Here is a 15,781-nt window from a genome sequence, read left to right on the forward strand (position 1 = left end):
TTCTGGAAGTCAGTGGCCGGACGGGTTTCGATTGTTCACTTGTGGAAGCCGACGCGGCCGGGCATAACAGCCAGCGGCCCCGAGGCGGTCAATTCGACGGCAAAGCGCGGATGGAAGGCTTGGCGCGTGACGGTGGCCGACCGGATGCGATCGAGGCGGTAGCTCCGCGATTCGCCTGAATTTGTCTTGACCCCGAAGAGCAACAGATCGCCAGCACTCGTGCGCCGCACCGAGTAGGGTTCGATGGTCGGGGCGCTGCGTTCGCCGTTCTCCCTGGTGTAGTCGATCTGCACACACAGATGATTCGCCGCCGCAAAGCGGATTGTCTCTAGCGAGCCGGCCTGGGCGCCCCAGGCTTGCACCATGGCAGGCGGCCGCCAGCCGTTATCGATTGCCGTGCGGCCGGAGGGGATTGCTGCCAATACCGGCGCAGCGGCCTGCTCGTTCAACCAGTCGAAGACCGCAGGAAGCTCCTGCCAGAACTCGTCGAACGGAGGGCAGACAGGAAGCTGATGGGCGAGCATCTGCTCCCACTCCACTTCGATGGCCACACGCTCTGGGCGGTCGGTGAGCGCGGCATAGGTCGGGACCGGAATACCCTTGAACTCGCACTTGCGCGCCAGCGTGCTGCGTACGAGCGCGCGATCGGGCTGCAGGTCTTGCCGGCGATACAGATGAACGACGTCGTAGAGGTCACGCGGACGCTGACGTTCGGCCAGGGCGCGCATCTTCTCGGCGAACACTTCCTCGAAGGAGTAGCTCAGGACGTGAATGCCGCCCTCCGGAAGATCGCTGTGGGGGTGGTGGACCGGCCTCTGCACTGGCGAGAGGACAAGCACTTCATCGGTCGCCAGATCCAGCTTGATGCGCGGTGGATCGCCGGCACGACCAAGGGGGCCGCGATATCCGACGCGACCCTGCGCCGACGTGCTGCCGCGCGGATTGGTGAAGACTTCGAACTTGCGCGCCTCGGGCGGGAGCTGCAGGCCGCAGGCGTCGTAGACCCAATCGCTGATCTCCGCGAACACTTCGGCGAGGAATGTTTCGTCGAGGTGCTCGGCATCCTGCAAGGTGAAGTCGAGGTCTTCGGAAAAACGGTAGGTCTCGAAATAGCACTTCTTCAGGCAGGTGCCGCCCTTGAACACCCAACGCGGACCAATGACCGGGTGCGCGGCGATACCGGCGAGGAACCAGCCGAGCGCGTAGTCCTTCTCGACGACATGCGCCTGAAGCTGAAGCTCGGCGGCGAGCGCCATGATTTCCTGCTTGGGGATCATGGCCTGGCCTCGCGCAGTTCACTTGCCGGCACCCAGACGCGCCAGGTGGTTATCAGACGATCGGCCGGCAATGCCGGATCGAGCTTGGCGTAGCCAGCGGAGAGATTTTCGCGGCAGGCCTCGATCAGTGCCGTCTGGTCCGAATGATCTCGTTGTAGCAGGAACCCCAGGCGTTTGTGGATGGCGCCAATGCCGAGCTTCTTCGCGTAGTCGGCGAGTTTGGGCACTTCTTTGGACTGCTCGCGCAGCAGCGTCGCCAGCATTTCCGTTACGTGGCGGATGCCGCCGCCTAGCGCCGGATTGGCCAGCATGTCGATCAGCGTGCGGGCGGGATCGGAAACTTGCACGCGTGTGCCGCCGCGCCAGACGCTCTTGAGACCAACGAATCGAGCGGCCGGTGTGGTGTGAAGTTCGAAGCGCGCCTTACGCAGCAATGGTTGGCGGTTGCGCGGACGCATCGTAGTCATCACGCAGAGCGAGCCGAAAATCTGTTCGGTGAGGCCCCAATGCTCCGCTGCAGACCAACCGCCGATGTAGCAGGGCGAATACATGGCGGCTGCGGCGGTCCAAGAATCATCGAGCGCGATATCGGACGACTCGGCCTCGATGGGGACTGGCACGTAGGCGCCCCTGCGAACACGCGCCAACCATCCCGCACGCGCCCACGCGGCTAGCTTGTGCGCGGCAACTGCCGGTGTCAGTCCGAGTATCACCGCGGCCTCGCTAGGCGTTACGATTGATGGACTATCGCGTAGCAGCCGACTGAGTTGGCTTCGAGAGGTAGCGCTTAAACCTACGGGCTTCATGGCTATATTTTAGATGCAGTAATGTTTGATGTGTGTATGTATTGTCGCTCACAATATAGCTTAATTTGGCTGCGGCAGCGCTATGACGAATTTGACTGCGCGTCGAAACTAACTGTCCTACTGGTCGTAACCGAAGGGTACACGACGGTCGTTTTATTGCTGTTTGCGGTCATTTCAACCAAAGGGACGAGTGACCGCAAAGGCCGATCAACAGACTGTGGTCATTGGCGACTCGTCGGCCTTATGTAGCGCTCGACATAAAACCAATGTGGAGACCTTGAAAACTCGTATCGATTGGCCCAGTGCTAACTCCAATAACAAAAGCCCACCTTAAAATCTGGTGGGCTTTGCCGTGCCAAGAATAGCGACACGATATCGTTGCAACAACTCCAAAATTATGTTTCCAGCCTCACGTGACATACATGCGTGAGGAATGTGGAGCGGGCGATGAGAATCGAACTCACGGCACAAGCTTGGGAAGCTTGGGTATTACCATTATACGACGCCCGCTCTTGGGCTGGAGCCTGTATTCTAAGCGCAGCGGCTATTCTGTTCAATCCTCGATCAAGGCGCGATATTGTCCCGCATGGAAAACAAGCGGCGCCATTCCCGATGCCTCGCTGAATCTTTCAACACGGCCGACGAAGATGGTGTGGTCGCCGCCGGGATGAGCGGCTTCGTTGGTGACTTCGAAACTGGCGCAGCAGCCCGGCAGCAGCGGTACACCAGCGGCGCCGGGATGCCAGTGCAATCCGACGAAGCGGTCGACCGGCCACGTGGCGAAGCGGTTGGATAGATCGAGCTGGCCAGCCGCCAGAACGTTGATAGCGTGGTGGCTGGCATGGCGGAAGGCGGCGAGGTTGTGCGAGGTATTGTCAAGGCACCAGAGCACTAGCGGCGGATTCAACGACACCGCCGAAAACGAATTGACCGTCAGCCCGATCGGATGCCCGTCCGGATCGATCGCCGTGACGATGGTCACCCCGGTCGCGAAACATCCCAGAGCGTTGCGCAAGCTGCGGCTGCCATCGTCATTCTCGATCATCAAGTAGTGCCGGCGGAAAAACGTCCTATTATCCGTGCTCCGCATCCGCGCGTCGAGGCTGATTTGTCCGCCATTCCCGATTTTGCCGAACGCCTGGTCGCCTGGCAGAAGGCCGCTGGGCGCCACGACCTGCCGTGGCAGGACACACGCGACCCATACCGGATCTGGCTTTCCGAAATCATGTTGCAGCAGACCCAGGTCGCCACGGTGATTCCGTACTTCCAGCGCTTCCTGGCACGCTTTCCCACCCTTCAGGCGCTGGCCGAGACGTCGCCCGATGTCGTCAGCGAGCACTGGGCGGGACTCGGCTACTACGCCCGGGCGCGCAACCTGCATCGCTGCGCACGGCGGATTGTCGCGGTCTACGCCGAAAAATTCCCCGAATCCGTCGCCGAGCTGAGCGCCCTGCCCGGCATTGGCCGGTCGACGGCGGCGGCGATTGCCGTCTTCGCCTTTGGTGGTCGCGCCGCCATTCTCGACGGCAACGTGAAGCGCGTCCTGTGTCGCCATTTCGGCGTGGAAGGCTTTTCGGGCCTGGCTGCGGTGGATCGTGAATTGTGGATTCTCGCCGAGCGCCTGCTGCCGGAAAGTGACACTGAAGCCTACACGCAGGGCCTGATGGATCTCGGCGCCACGGTGTGCACGCGCAGCCGTCCTCGCTGTGGCGACTGTCCGCTGTACGGATCGTGCCTGGCGCGGCGGGAAGGCCGCCAGGGCGAATTACCGACGCCGCGCCCACGGGTGAAGCTCCCCGAACGCCGCGCCACCTTCGTGCTGATCAGTGATGGCCAGCGCCTACTGCTCGAGCGGCGTCCGCCAAGCGGGTTGTGGGGCGGACTGCTGGTTCCGCCCGAGGGTCAAACGGCGGCAGTGCTCGCGCGCCTCGGACTGGTCGTCGAGCGCCAGCAGCCCCTGGCACCGGTCAGGCATGCCTTTACCCATTTCCGGCTGACGCTCGAGCCGGTGTTCTGTCTCGTCCAACCCCAGTCTGGCGTTGGCGAGCGGGGGCTGACCTGGTTGCCGCTCGGAGCAGCCGCAACGGCCGGTGTCCCGGCGCCGATCAGGAAGCTGATCGAGCGGATGGCGAGCAATACAGGCTGACGGTCAAGGTGTTGTGGGTGCGCTCGCGGCCGCCTTGGCATTCGCCTTTTCGACCTGGGCGGCGACCCGCGCCTCATGGTCAGCTTGCTTCCGGCGCAGGCGTTCGGCGTCCTCGGCCTTGCGCTGGGCCCCCTCCTCGGCTTTGCGCGCCTTGCTTGCGCGCGTGGCCGCCTCGGTCGCCTCGGCTTCCGCGCGCGCCGCCGCTGTTTCGGTCGCGCGCGCCCGTAATCCGGCCTCGCGCGTGGGCATTTCTGTCGCCCACCTCACCTCGCGCGCGCTGAACTGTTCCTTCTTGACCTGGCGCTCGATCGCCTTGCCCTCGTTTTCCAGGCGTCGGGCATCCTTCACCGTTTCACGATATTCCTCGTGAGCTTCGTCCAGGCAACGGTTGACCAGGAACTTCCGGTAGCAGCTCGTTGATTTCTCGTCCAGGAGTTTTTCCGCCGCCGCCTTGCTCGTCGCGGAGTCACGCTGCAATTCGGCGGCACGCTCGAGGCGCTGTTCCCAGTCGACCTCTTGTGCGGTTGGCGGTGCCTGGTCGGCGCTCCAGGCGACACCAACCATCATCCCACCGAGAAGCAGGCAGGCGGCTTTCAACGAACGAACAGGGAGCAAGGGGCCTCGGTACATGAAGGAACGACCATTATGAAGGGTGACCAGGTGGGCGGATTTTAGCAGCAGGCAGCTATAATCGGCGGCCTCATGATTGCCCTCCGCCAAGTCACCTTCGCCCGCGTCGGCCGGCCGCTTGTCATCGCCGCCTCGGTTCAGATTCATGCCGGCTGGAAGGTCGGCGTCGTCGGTGCCAACGGCAGCGGAAAATCCAGCTTGTTCGCGCTGCTCGCCAACGAACTGCACGCCGAATCCGGCGATGTCTACATGCCGGCGTCTTGGCGTATCGCCCGCGTTGCCCAGGAGACGCCGGCGCTGCCGGATTCGGCGATCGACTTTGTCCTTGACGGCGACACCGAATTGCGTCGGGTCGAGCGCGAACTGGCTGTTGCCGAAGCTGTCGGTGACGGTGAGGCGATCGGCCATTTGCACGCGCGCTATGGCGAGATCGAAGGCTATTCCGCCAAGGCGCGCGTTGCCGAAGTGCTGCACGGGCTCGGCTTTGCGGATGCCGACTTCCGGCGCCCGGTTTCCGAATTTTCCGGCGGCTGGCGGGTACGCCTCAATCTGGCGCGCGCGCTCTCCTGCCGCGCCGATCTGCTGCTGCTCGACGAGCCGACCAATCACCTCGATCTCGACGCGGTTTTCTGGCTGGAACAATGGCTGAAAAACACACCGGCCACACTGCTGCTGATTTCGCACGATCGCGACTTTCTCGATGCGGTAGTCGGCCAGATCCTGTCCATCGACCTCCAGCGCCTGACGCTGACCAGTGGCGGCTATTCCGACTACGAGCGGGCGCGCGCCGCCCGCCTGGCCAACCAGCAGTCAGCTTACGAGGCGCAGCAGCGCGAAATCGCCCACCTCAACAGCTTCATCGACTGCTTCCGCGCCAAGGCCACCAAGGCTCGTCAGGCGCAGAGCCGGATCAAGATGCTCGAACGCATGAAAACGGTGGCCGCCGCCCACGTCGATTCACCGTTTCACTTTTCCTTCCGCCAGTCAAACGCCCTGCCCGACCCGTTGTTGACCATCGAAAAAGCCTCTGCCGGCTACGTCGACCGCAACATTCTCGAAAACATCACGCTGACCTTGCGCCCCGGTTGCCGGATCGGCCTGCTCGGCCGCAACGGCGCCGGCAAATCGACGCTGATCAAGCTTCTGGCCGGCGCCATCGAGCAACAAGGCGGCCAGCGCAAGGAAGCCAAGGCCCTCAACCTTGGCTACTTCGCCCAGCACCAGCTTGAACAACTGCGCCCGGACGAATCGCCGCTGCAACACCTGGCCCGCCTGGAGCCAACCACACCGGAACAGGAACTACGCGACTACCTGGGCGGTTTCGATTTCCGCGGCGACATGGCGAGCCGTGCCATCGAACCCTTTTCCGGCGGCGAGAAATCGCGCCTGGCACTGGCCCTGCTGATCCGCACCAAGCCCAACCTGCTGCTGCTCGACGAGCCGACCAACCACCTCGACCTCGAAATGCGCGAGGCGCTGACCTTCGCGTTGCAGGATTACGAAGGCGGCATGGTTTTCGTTTCGCATGACCGCCATCTGCTGCGTACCTGCGCCGACGAACTGTTGCTCGTCGCGGACGGCAAGGCCAGCGAATTCGATGGCGACCTCGACGACTATGCGGCGTGGCTGGCTGTTCGGAGAACTGCCGAAAAGGCGCCCGAACCGGACGCTGGGGTCGAAAAGAGCGAGCGCCTGCAACAACGCGCCGACACCAGGAGCAGCCGCCAGGCTCTGCTCGCGAAGCGGCGGCCACTGGTGAAGGAAATCGAACAGATCGAAAGGAGGCTGGCCGGGTGGAACGCGGAGAAGGCCGCGCTTGAAGGGCGATTCGCCGACCCCGACTTCTATGTCACGGTCGACCGGCAAAAAAGCGAGGAAATTCACCGCCAGGCGGCACTTCTCGGCGAACGGATCGATGCGGCGGAGATGCGCTGGCTGGAGGTGCACGAAGCACTGGAAGGGCTGCCCGACATCGATTGAAGCCGAGCGACCGATAAAGGCCCGCGACATGGCACGATCAACCCGGCGCTTCTGTGCCCAGTACCGGCGCCGAGGAGGCACCCTTTTCCCGTGTCGCTCTCGTCCGCGCCCGCAGCGCCCCCGAGAATGCCTCACGGTGAGCAGTGGCACACGAGATACGGGCGGATCGCCGCCGACTCGGTCATTTTTCTTGCGCCGTCCACAAATGCCTGAACCCTCCCCTGGGCTTCAGGGCAAGGTATTGGTCGGACAGGCAGGTGCGGGCCTGTTCGCCAGGATTCCGAGGGGCTATCATGCGAGCTTACAAACCTTGCCAATATAAAAGTCATGCGCTTCTCTGCCCCTCCAGCTCTTTTGCTTTGCTCGCTGCTCGCTGCCTGTGCCACCAGCCCTGACGCGTTGATCAACCGGGAAATCGAGCAGTCCGGTCCCCTCAAGGTCCATCCTGGGCTGGTCGAAAAGTCCGGGCCAGCCAGTCCGACACAGGCACCGGCCGCGACTGCGGAAGACGCCAAGGCCACACCGGTTGAACAAGGGTCGACCGATTCTCGTTAACTGGCTGTGACCGGCGCGCAAGCGCGACAATTTGGGAGAGGTCGATTGTGGCTTTCTAGCCGGTCAACCGCGGTATCGTAAGAATCCGCTGGCAGCTTGACGGCCGGGAATCGGAGCGCGGATCACCTGATGTCACAGGACTGCTGGCGCAGTGAGGCAATCCACTCGGCAAAGGAAATTTTCCGTACCTCGGGCTTGTGACGCTCTACAGTATGTCGGCGCTCGCTCCATCCGGCCGGCGGCCCCTTTTCCTCGTTGCGGCGATCCTTGCCTGAGCGCTTGTTCTTCGCAAACCTCATTACATACCTCATTTATGTGCGCCAACCAGCTCGTGCCGTCAAGGTATCGCCATGGCTTGAGTTGACTATCGCGCCACCCCCAAGGAGCGACAGTGTAGGATTTCACGCTGTACGATCGGTCGAGCCAGTGCTTTGAACCGCGCGTGAAAAGGCCGTCGCGCAAGATCAACGAGTCCTGGGTTCTGGACAGTCCAGGCCCGATGGACGATCGGGTTCCCACGTGCGGACCGAGGTAACGCGGGGAGCCTGGCGACAATCTCCGGCCGCCTTCTTTTCGTTCGCTTTCGTGTAGTGAGGCGCGGAAATCCCCGGCCGCCCCGCAAACGTGGAACCGTTTCATCGCCGCGGTCAACACCCAAAACAGCCCGAAAACCACCTCTCATAAGTTAGAATCGCGCCTTTCCGAATACGCCCGCTGGGAGCCCGACCGTGCACATCGTCTGCCTGGACCTCGAAGGGGTCCTCGTCCCCGAAATCTGGATCGAATTCTCCAAGCGCGCGGGCATTCCCGAACTCAAGCGCACGACCCGCGACGAGCCGGATTACGACAAGCTGATGACCTACCGCCTGAACATCCTGCGCGAGCACAAGCTTGGCTTGCCGGATATCCAGAAGGTGATCGCCGAAATGGGCCCGATGGACGGTGCCCGCGCCTTTCTCGACAAGCTGCGCGAGGATTACCAGGTCGTCATCCTGTCCGACACCTTTTACGAGTTCGCCCACCCGCTGATGCGCCAGCTCGGCTGGCCGACGCTGTTCTGCCATTCGCTACAGGCCGACCAGGATGGCATGCTGGTCGCCTACCAGTTGCGCATGCCGGACCAGAAGCGCGAAGCGGTCAAGCGCTTCAAGGAACTGAACTTCACCATCGTCGCCGCCGGCGATTCTTACAACGACACGGCGATGCTCGGCGAGGCTCACGGCGGCATCCTGTTCCATCCGCCGGAAAGCGTCATCCGTGAGTTTCCGCAATACCCGGTAGTGCTCAATTACGACGACATGCGCCGCGAAATCGATAAAGCTTTCGCCAAAGTCGCCTGACTCCACAAACATGCATCGCGACCGCTTCTTCACGCTCTCCGCCTCCTGCCCCGACCAGGTAGGCATCATCGCCAGGGTTTCCGGCTTCATCGCCGACAAGGGTGGCTGGATTCTCGAATCCAGCTTCCACGCCGATGCCGTGACCGGCCGCTATTTCATGCGCATCGAGATCAAGGCCGATACGCTGCCCTTCCTTCTTGCCGAGTTCCGCGAGCGGTTCGCCACCGAGGTTGCCGAGCCACTGCAAATGGAATGGCGGATCAACGACAGTGCCGTCAAGCGACGCGTCGTCGTTCTCGTTTCCAAGCAGGAGCATTGCCTCTATGACCTGTTGGCGCGCTGGCAGGCCAGGGAGCTTGACATCGAGATCCCCTGCGTCATTTCGAACCACGACACGTTTCGCGGCTTTGTCGAGTGGCATGGCATCCCCTTTCTCCATCTTCCGATATCCGGAGACAACAAGCGGGCTGTCGATGCCGAGATCCGGCGCATCTTCGACGACGTGCGCGGCGATTCGATGGTCCTCGCCCGGTACATGCAGATACTCTCGCCGGAATTGTGTGCCGCGCTGGCCGGCCGCATCATCAATATCCATCATTCGTTCCTGCCCAGCTTCGCCGGCGCCAGACCCTACCACCAGGCCCACCAGCGCGGTGTCAAGCTGATTGGAGCGACCTGTCACTATGTAACCAGCGAACTCGACGCCGGCCCGATCATCGAGCAGGATGTCATCCGCATCGACCATTCCGACTCGCCGGACGACATGGTGCGCTACGGCAAGGATATCGAAAAGACCGTTCTCGCCCGCGGCCTGCGCTACCACCTGGAAGACCGGGTGCTGGTGCATGGCAACAAGACCGTGGTCTTCCGCTAGACCAGCTGCCGCACAACGGACGGATGCGAGCCGCCCAAGCAACCTTGGACGGCAGGCGCTCTTGCCAGCGCTGCGCAATCACTTTCCTTTCCCTTGGGAATCACCCGGCGAGAAGAGCTGCCCGGGCGATGAGCCATCGCACGTTCCCGTACGTTGCAATCCGCAACATATTTCACGGCGAACGAGAAATCGTCCCGAATGTTCCTCCGCAAGTGTGGAATATTTCCTGTCCCGGCCGGACGCCGGGTTGCAGACTGAAAGCATTCAAATCTGGATCGAACCCATGCCCGACGCCCTACAACCCGCCTGCCGCGTGCTGCTCCTCGACTTGCGCATCGGCAAGCGCGCCCCCCCGCCCGCATTGCCGGGCCTCGTTGTCGTCAACCCCAACCCCGCCACCGGTGACTGCGACGAGGCCAGCACGGCGCTGGCCGTCCTCGTGGCCATCGACGGAGAACCAGCCTATGCGGAGTGGCGGCAGCGATTTCACCCGATGTGCCCGAGTGGCTTTCCGCACGTCGCTATGCTCGATCCCTGGAACCCGGCGCTAGCGCGTCGCATCGTCCAGGGCGACGCAGCCGACTGCTGCGCCATGGACGATCTCGAGCGTATCGAGCTGGCGCTCACCCGTCTTGAACACCAGCCGCGCGCGGCCACGCTGCAATCGGTCGCGGCCTCCGGGCTGGCCCACGAGCTGAGCCTGCGGGCCGTGGATACCCTGCCGATTCCCATCTTCATCAAGGATCGTAACCGGCGCTACACTGCCAGCAACAAGGCTTTCACGGAATATTTCGGCCTTTCGGCCAGCGAAATTGTCGGCAAGACCGTCTTTGACGTCGCCCCCGAAGATCTGGCGCGCATCTACGATCGGGCGGATATGGAGCTCCTTGCGCAGGGGGGAACGCAGTCTTATGAATCGCAGGTCCATCACGTCGACGGCAGCCGTCATGACGTGATCTTCCACAAGGCAATCTACCCCGATCTCGCCGGGGAGCCGGACGGCATCGTCGGTGCGATGCTCGACATTTCCGAGCGCAAGGCGCTCGAGCGCCGTCTGGGAGTGCTCGCCGCGACCGATTTCCTGACTGGCGTCTACAACCTGCGCACTTTTTACGAACTCGCCCGCCACGAGGTGTCGCGCCAGGCCCGCAACGGTGGTGAACTGGCGCTGGTCGTGATCGACATCGATCACTTCAAGGGCATCAATGACAGCCTGGGCCACGCCGCCGGTGACAATGCACTCAAGCAGTTCGTATCGGTAGTCCACGAGAGCCTGCGCGAACAGGACATCTTCGCGCGGGCCGGTGGCGACGAGTTCCGCCTGCTGTTGCCGGACACCTCACTCGCGGGTGCCCAACTGGTCGCCGAACGCATCCGGTCGGAAGTGAACAAAATTATCGTGCGCAGTCATCGCGGCCTCTGCAGGCTCTCGGTCAGCATCGGCATTGCTCGCTGCCTCCCGGGCGAAGACGCCCTCGACATCGCCGCTGGGTATGCCGACGACGCGCTCTATCAGGCCAAGGCCGCCGGACGAAACCGTACTTATCCCTTGCCTGAAAACCGGTAGTCGCCCCTGCCGTCGTCGCAAATACCAGCAGCGTCGAGACGCATGCGGTCGTGGGCGCGCGCCTAGAGCCCGTCGCTCAATGCGACACCGACGCCAATCGTGGTCTGGTTCCAGTTGTAGTCGATCAGGCTTTCACCGTACCCCGAGAAGACCTGCACGTAACCGCGCAGTGGTCCAAGGAGCGGTGGCGAGAACCAGCCGGCCTCGACAGCGCCCTTGCCGGTGCTCAGGTTGCCGCGGACCGAGCCCGAGAATGTGTTGCCACGCCAGCGGTAGAGCGCGCTGAGCTTGCCATGGCCATAGTAATCGGTAATGTCAGGATTGTCGTCCTTGGTCGAGCTTTCCGGCAGGCGATACCAGACCGTGCCGAACAAGGCGAGGTCTTCGCGCTCGACGCCGAACTCGGCGAAGAGTCTGTTCCAACTCCTCGACAATCCGTTGGTGGTCCCGTTGGTGATCAAATCGGAGCGCCCGTTAGACTGGTGGTTGTAGCCAGCATTCAGGAGTTTCCAGTTGAAGCCGCCGCCGAGGTCCACGTCGGGCCGGTAACTGACGAACAGCTCGGGCATGTAGTTGTTCTCGCGGAACGGGCGCGACGTGTCGCCGTTGTAAACCTGCCATTGACTCTGCTGAGTGTAGGCCGCCCACAGGCCCCAGCGCCGGTCATCGGTGGCCCACACGCGCGCCTTGAAGCTGATCTGAAATTTCGCCTCGGTACTGCTCAGGTCCTGCTGTCGTTGACCATTGCCCTGGAACAGAGGCGAGAACGGCGCAGTGTTGACGTTATCCGTGTAGCGCCCGAAGAGCAGATAGTTCGCGTTGTGGAAGCGAATATCGTAGCGTGGCGAAGAAGGATCGAAACCCCAGGCATTGTCGATCATCGAAACCGTCGTGGGTGTCGTTCCACCGCTGCTTGTTGCTTGATTTACATCACTGGAAGCTAGCGCTGGACCGCTGGCGGCAGCTGCTGTCGTTGCTGTTGCAGCTTCCCTGGGCGCATCTCCGGCCCGGCCGCTGGCCGCGTCATAGCAGGCCAGGCGCTCCATGTTTGCGGCAATACCATGACAATCGGCAGTTCTTGAAGGAGCGGCTTGAGCCAGTGAAGCGCCAGCACCACCGGCGACGACAAAAAAAAGCGCGCCGATGCGCGCAGAGGGTTTAGTCAAGTTCATCTCAGTATTCCATGGCAATGCGAGGCTGATCACAATTTGTCGGCAAAATCTATTGTAGATTGTGACATAAATCACCACCCGGAACGAATCACTACAGCTTCGAATACATTGGACACCAGGAAAAAAATGGGCACCCGAAGGTGCCCGAAGGGAGAGAGACTGGAAACTCGTGCGTTTAGTGGTGGTATGCCGATTCGCCGTGGGAGGTCAGGTCGAGACCTTCGCGCTCCTCGTCTGCCGGCACCCGCAGCCCGATGACGATGTCGACCAGCTTGTAGGCGACGATCGAGACTACGCCGGACCAGACGATGACGGTGCCGACCCCCCACAACTGGCTGATCACCTGCGTGGCCATGTCGAAGTCACCGACCTTGTTGGCCACGTAGTCATAGACGCCCGTACCGCCAAGCGCCGGGTCGACGAAGACACCGGTCAGAGTGGCACCGAGGATGCCGCCGATTCCGTGGATGCCGAAGACGTCGAGCGAGTCATCCACACCGAGGAGCTTCTTCAGACCATTGACACCCCACAGGCAGACCGCTCCGGCCAGCAGGCCGATGATGATGGCGCCCATGACACCGACGAATCCGGCGGCCGGGGTGATCGCCACAAGACCGGCAACGGCGCCGGAAGCGGCACCGAGCATCGAAGGCTTGCCCTTGATCATCCATTCGGCAAACATCCAGGACAGCGCGGCGCAAGCCGTGGCAACCCAGGTATTGACCATGGCCAGCGCGGCACCGCCCGAGGCTTCGAGCGCCGAACCGGCGTTGAATCCAAACCAGCCGAACCACAGCAGGGAAGCGCCGATCATCGTGAAGGTCAGCGAGTGCGGGGCCATCGAGACATTACCCAGACCGCTGCGCTTGCCGATCATGTAGGCACCGACCAGGCCGGCGATCGCCGCATTGATATGCACCACGGTACCGCCGGCGAAATCGAGCGCGCCCTTCTGGAACAGGAAGCCGGCCGTTTTGCCAGCCGCTTCGGCCGCCGCTGCATCGGTGTAGGCGTCCGGGCCAGCCCAGTACCAGACCATGTGGGCCATCGGGATGTAGGACAGCGTGAACCAGATCACCATGAAGACCAGGATCGCGGAGAACTTGGCGCGTTCGGCGAAGGCGCCGACGATCAGGCCGCAGGTAATCGCCGCAAATGCCCCCTGGAAAATCACGAAGGCCAGTTCGGAGACGCCGACACCCTTGGTGAAGGTTGCGCCTATGGAATCCGGCGTCACACCTTTCAGAAAGAGCTTGTCGAGCACGCCGAAGAACGCGTTGCCCTCGGTAAACGCCGCCGAGTAGCCGTAAACCACCCAGAGCACGGTGATCAGCGAGAAGATCGTGAACACCTGCATCAGCACCGAGAGCATGTTCTTGGAACGGACCAGGCCGCCATAGAACAAAGCGAGGCCGGGAATCGACATCAAGATGACCAAGGCGGCGCAGACCATCAACCAGGCGTTGTCACCCTTGTCGACCTTGAGAACCGGTGCTGCGGCTACTGCGGCCGGTACAGCCTCGGCAGCCATGCCGCTTATTCCGGCCATGCTGGACATTCCCACCGTGGCGGCAACAGCGCCCAACGCCGGAGCAACCGCTGTTTCTTCGGCAAAGGCCGGGGCACCGAAAGCGACGGCGCCGACCAGTGCCAGCAATGCGAATACGCGTTTCATGATTCGCTCCTTAGAGTGCATCGTCACCGGTTTCGCCGGTACGGATGCGAACGACCTGTTCGAGGTCGAAAACAAAGATCTTGCCGTCACCGATCTTGCCGGTGCTGGCCGATTTCTCGATGGCTTCGATGACTTGCTCGACCTGATCGGTCCGGACAGCAGCCTCGATCTTGACCTTGGGCAGGAAATCAACGACATATTCGGCGCCCCGGTACAACTCGGTGTGCCCTTTCTGCCGGCCGAAGCCTTTCACTTCAGTGACCGTGACACCCTGCACGCCGATGGCGGACAGCGCCTCACGCACTTCGTCAAGCTTGAACGGCTTGATGATGGCGGTTACGAATTTCATGAGTATTCCCCGAAAAAATTGAAGTTGGCGTTTCCCCGCCGGCGTCAGTCAAGTCACCGGCGGGGAAGTTGGAAGCTGGATCAGAAGGTCTTGGAGACCGAGAGGACAGCGATCGCCTTGCCGGCATCAAGCTCTTTCCCGTTGGTGTTGACGTAGCGGTAGGGATCACCGAGGGCCGAGCCCTTCGCATTGGTGTCGACATAGGCCAGACCGATGACCCAGCCGCTGATGTCCTTTGTCACGCCAATCTTCCAGTCAGTGTACTTGCCGTCGTTGCCGGTAAAGCTCCGGAAATCGCGCAAATCGGTGTAGCCGACATGGGCATTGATGCCCCAGCCTTCCCCGAAGTCGTAACTGCCGGAAAGGTCGAAGTAGTTGGTACCCGAGGTGTCAGGAATGCTGAAGTAATCGGACAGCGCATGCGACCACTTGAACGAAAGAGTCTTCCAACTCAGGCCCAGGTAGATCTCGGTGTTGTCCACACGACCGGTGGCACACGAAAAAGGGACCGTCTTGAAATTGCACGGCGAGTAGAAACCGGTACTGGTTCCGGGATAGTAGTAATACAGCACCCCGATATCGACACCGAAGTCGTCAAACGACTTCTTCCAGCCACCATAGAAGTCCATTTCGACGCTGCCACCGGAAAAGCCGGTCGCCTCATTCACATTGGAGTTCCAGTTGCCGACATAGATGCCGCTCTCATGCAGGTAATCGACGCCACCCTGAATTGCCGGCTTGCCAAAGGTCTGGGAAATGCCGCGGAACCGGTAATCGGTTGCAATGGTCATGTTGCCGGTAATTGTGTGTGGGCTGGCTTCCTCTTCAGCCGACGGTGCCTCGCCGCGTTCCGACGAAGCCGTCTGGGCGAGGGCGGGAAGAGCAAAGGCGCCGGCCAGAGCAAGGGCGACCAGAGACTTGTTCATAATGTTTCTCCTGCTGTGAAAGTGAAAATGAATTTGTGCAGTACAGCATTAGCACGACCCGTGCCAGAATTAATTTTTGATGAATATCAAGGGATTTTCGCCTGTCACTGCCCGGGATTACTGCCTGAAGCCCCAATCTGGTGCGCGCTGAATGGCTGGCGCACCACGGACTGGCAGGGCGCCCGGAATCAACGAGCGGGTGCTGTGTTACACTTTCCCAACACGGAGGACTGCCATGCTCGACCCGAAAACACTCGAAGAAATCGGCAACAAGATGAACGCTTTGCTCGCCAATTCGCCAGCCAGGGATCTCGAGAAGAACGCCAGGGCAGCAGTCAGCGGCCTACTGGCCAAGCTTGACGTGGTCACCCGCGAGGAATTCGATATCCAGTCGCAGGTGCTGGCACGCACGCGCGAGAAGCTCAAAGAACTCGAAGCGCGCGTCGAGGCGCTGGAAAAAGTGCAGTCGGCACAGTAGGCGACG

Annotated in this window: 16 protein-coding genes and 1 tRNA gene; 7 read left to right on the forward strand and 10 right to left on the reverse strand. The window is 61.7% G+C overall.

The window, feature by feature from the left end; genetic code table 11:
• Positions 1 to 35: 35 nt before the first annotated feature.
• The 4 genes from IPP03_12875 to IPP03_12890 all read right to left on the reverse strand — a co-directional run bounded on the left by IPP03_12875 (position 36) and on the right by IPP03_12890 (position 3,128).
• Positions 36 to 1,277 carry a nucleotidyl transferase AbiEii/AbiGii toxin family protein gene (locus IPP03_12875; protein ID MBL0353493.1) on the reverse strand — a complete coding sequence of 414 codons (1,242 nt, stop codon included), beginning with the start codon at positions 1,275 to 1,277 and terminating at the stop codon, positions 36 to 38.
• A complete protein-coding gene (locus IPP03_12880; protein ID MBL0353494.1) occupies positions 1,274 to 2,083 on the reverse strand; it encodes a type IV toxin-antitoxin system AbiEi family antitoxin domain-containing protein in 810 nt (269 codons plus the stop codon). The genes IPP03_12875 and IPP03_12880 overlap by 4 nt, the downstream gene beginning before the upstream one ends.
• A 436-nt stretch (positions 2,084 to 2,519) precedes the next feature.
• Positions 2,520 to 2,593: transfer RNA gene (locus IPP03_12885), tRNA-Gly, on the reverse strand.
• A gap of 43 nt (positions 2,594 to 2,636) precedes the next feature.
• Positions 2,637 to 3,128: a flavin reductase family protein gene (locus IPP03_12890; GenBank protein MBL0353495.1), complete on the reverse strand. Its 492-nt coding sequence runs from the start codon at positions 3,126 to 3,128 to the stop codon at positions 2,637 to 2,639.
• Here IPP03_12890 and mutY point away from each other — a divergent pair.
• Entirely contained in the window at positions 3,030 to 4,229 is a 1,200-nt protein-coding gene (gene mutY / locus IPP03_12895) for an A/G-specific adenine glycosylase (protein ID MBL0353496.1), read from the forward strand. The genes IPP03_12890 and mutY overlap by 99 nt on opposite strands.
• Before the next feature lie 3 nt (positions 4,230 to 4,232).
• Here the strand turns inward: mutY and IPP03_12900 are convergent, their stop codons facing one another.
• Positions 4,233 to 4,949, reverse strand: a complete 717-nt coding sequence (locus tag IPP03_12900) for a hypothetical protein (protein ID MBL0353497.1) — start codon at positions 4,947 to 4,949, stop codon at positions 4,233 to 4,235.
• On the opposite strand from IPP03_12900, the gene IPP03_12905 reads away from it, so the two are divergent.
• Both IPP03_12905 and IPP03_12910 read left to right on the forward strand, forming a co-directional pair.
• Positions 4,932 to 6,839, forward strand: coding sequence for an ATP-binding cassette domain-containing protein (locus IPP03_12905; GenBank protein ID MBL0353498.1), 1,908 nt, complete (start codon positions 4,932 to 4,934; stop codon positions 6,837 to 6,839). The genes IPP03_12900 and IPP03_12905 overlap by 18 nt on opposite strands.
• A 327-nt stretch (positions 6,840 to 7,166) precedes the next feature.
• A complete protein-coding gene (locus IPP03_12910) occupies positions 7,167 to 7,394 on the forward strand; it encodes a hypothetical protein (GenBank protein MBL0353499.1) in 228 nt (75 codons plus the stop codon).
• Positions 7,395 to 7,516: 122 nt separating this feature from the next.
• Here IPP03_12910 and IPP03_12915 read toward each other — a convergent pair whose 3' ends face one another.
• Entirely contained in the window at positions 7,517 to 7,693 is a 177-nt protein-coding gene (locus IPP03_12915; protein ID MBL0353500.1) for a hypothetical protein, read from the reverse strand.
• A gap of 429 nt (positions 7,694 to 8,122) precedes the next feature.
• Between IPP03_12915 and thrH the strand changes: the two genes are divergently transcribed.
• From thrH to IPP03_12930, 3 genes are all read left to right on the forward strand, one after another.
• Positions 8,123 to 8,734, forward strand: coding sequence for a bifunctional phosphoserine phosphatase/homoserine phosphotransferase ThrH (thrH, locus tag IPP03_12920; protein MBL0353501.1), 612 nt, complete (start codon positions 8,123 to 8,125; stop codon positions 8,732 to 8,734).
• Positions 8,735 to 8,744: 10 nt separating this feature from the next.
• Positions 8,745 to 9,608 (forward strand): formyltetrahydrofolate deformylase, encoded by an 864-nt coding sequence (purU, locus tag IPP03_12925; GenBank protein MBL0353502.1) that lies wholly within the window; start codon positions 8,745 to 8,747, stop codon positions 9,606 to 9,608.
• A gap of 283 nt (positions 9,609 to 9,891) precedes the next feature.
• Entirely contained in the window at positions 9,892 to 11,175 is a 1,284-nt protein-coding gene (locus IPP03_12930) for a diguanylate cyclase (protein ID MBL0353503.1), read from the forward strand.
• Positions 11,176 to 11,237: 62 nt separating this feature from the next.
• Here the strand turns inward: IPP03_12930 and IPP03_12935 are convergent, their stop codons facing one another.
• The 4 genes from IPP03_12935 to IPP03_12950 form a co-directional block, all read right to left on the reverse strand.
• On the reverse strand, positions 11,238 to 12,221 hold the full coding sequence (locus IPP03_12935) for a phospholipase A (GenBank protein MBL0353504.1): 984 nt from the start codon (positions 12,219 to 12,221) through the stop codon (positions 11,238 to 11,240).
• 301 nt (positions 12,222 to 12,522) lie between these two features.
• A complete protein-coding gene (gene amt / locus IPP03_12940; protein ID MBL0353505.1) occupies positions 12,523 to 14,022 on the reverse strand; it encodes an ammonium transporter in 1,500 nt (499 codons plus the stop codon).
• A gap of 10 nt (positions 14,023 to 14,032) precedes the next feature.
• Positions 14,033 to 14,371, reverse strand: a complete 339-nt coding sequence (gene glnK, locus IPP03_12945) for a P-II family nitrogen regulator (protein MBL0353506.1) — start codon at positions 14,369 to 14,371, stop codon at positions 14,033 to 14,035.
• Positions 14,372 to 14,451: 80 nt separating this feature from the next.
• Positions 14,452 to 15,297, reverse strand: coding sequence for a hypothetical protein (locus tag IPP03_12950; protein MBL0353507.1), 846 nt, complete (start codon positions 15,295 to 15,297; stop codon positions 14,452 to 14,454).
• Between the two features lie 235 nt (positions 15,298 to 15,532).
• Here IPP03_12950 and IPP03_12955 point away from each other — a divergent pair, with 235 nt between their 5' ends.
• The gene (locus IPP03_12955) at positions 15,533 to 15,775 is read left to right on the forward strand and encodes an accessory factor UbiK family protein (GenBank protein ID MBL0353508.1); all 243 of its coding nucleotides are present in this window, start codon (positions 15,533 to 15,535) and stop codon (positions 15,773 to 15,775) included.
• Positions 15,776 to 15,781: the final 6 nt, after the last annotated feature.

The sequence above is a fragment of the Candidatus Dechloromonas phosphoritropha genome, assembly GCA_016722705.1.
Taxonomy (GTDB): Bacteria; Pseudomonadota; Gammaproteobacteria; order Burkholderiales; family Rhodocyclaceae; genus Azonexus; species Azonexus phosphoritrophus.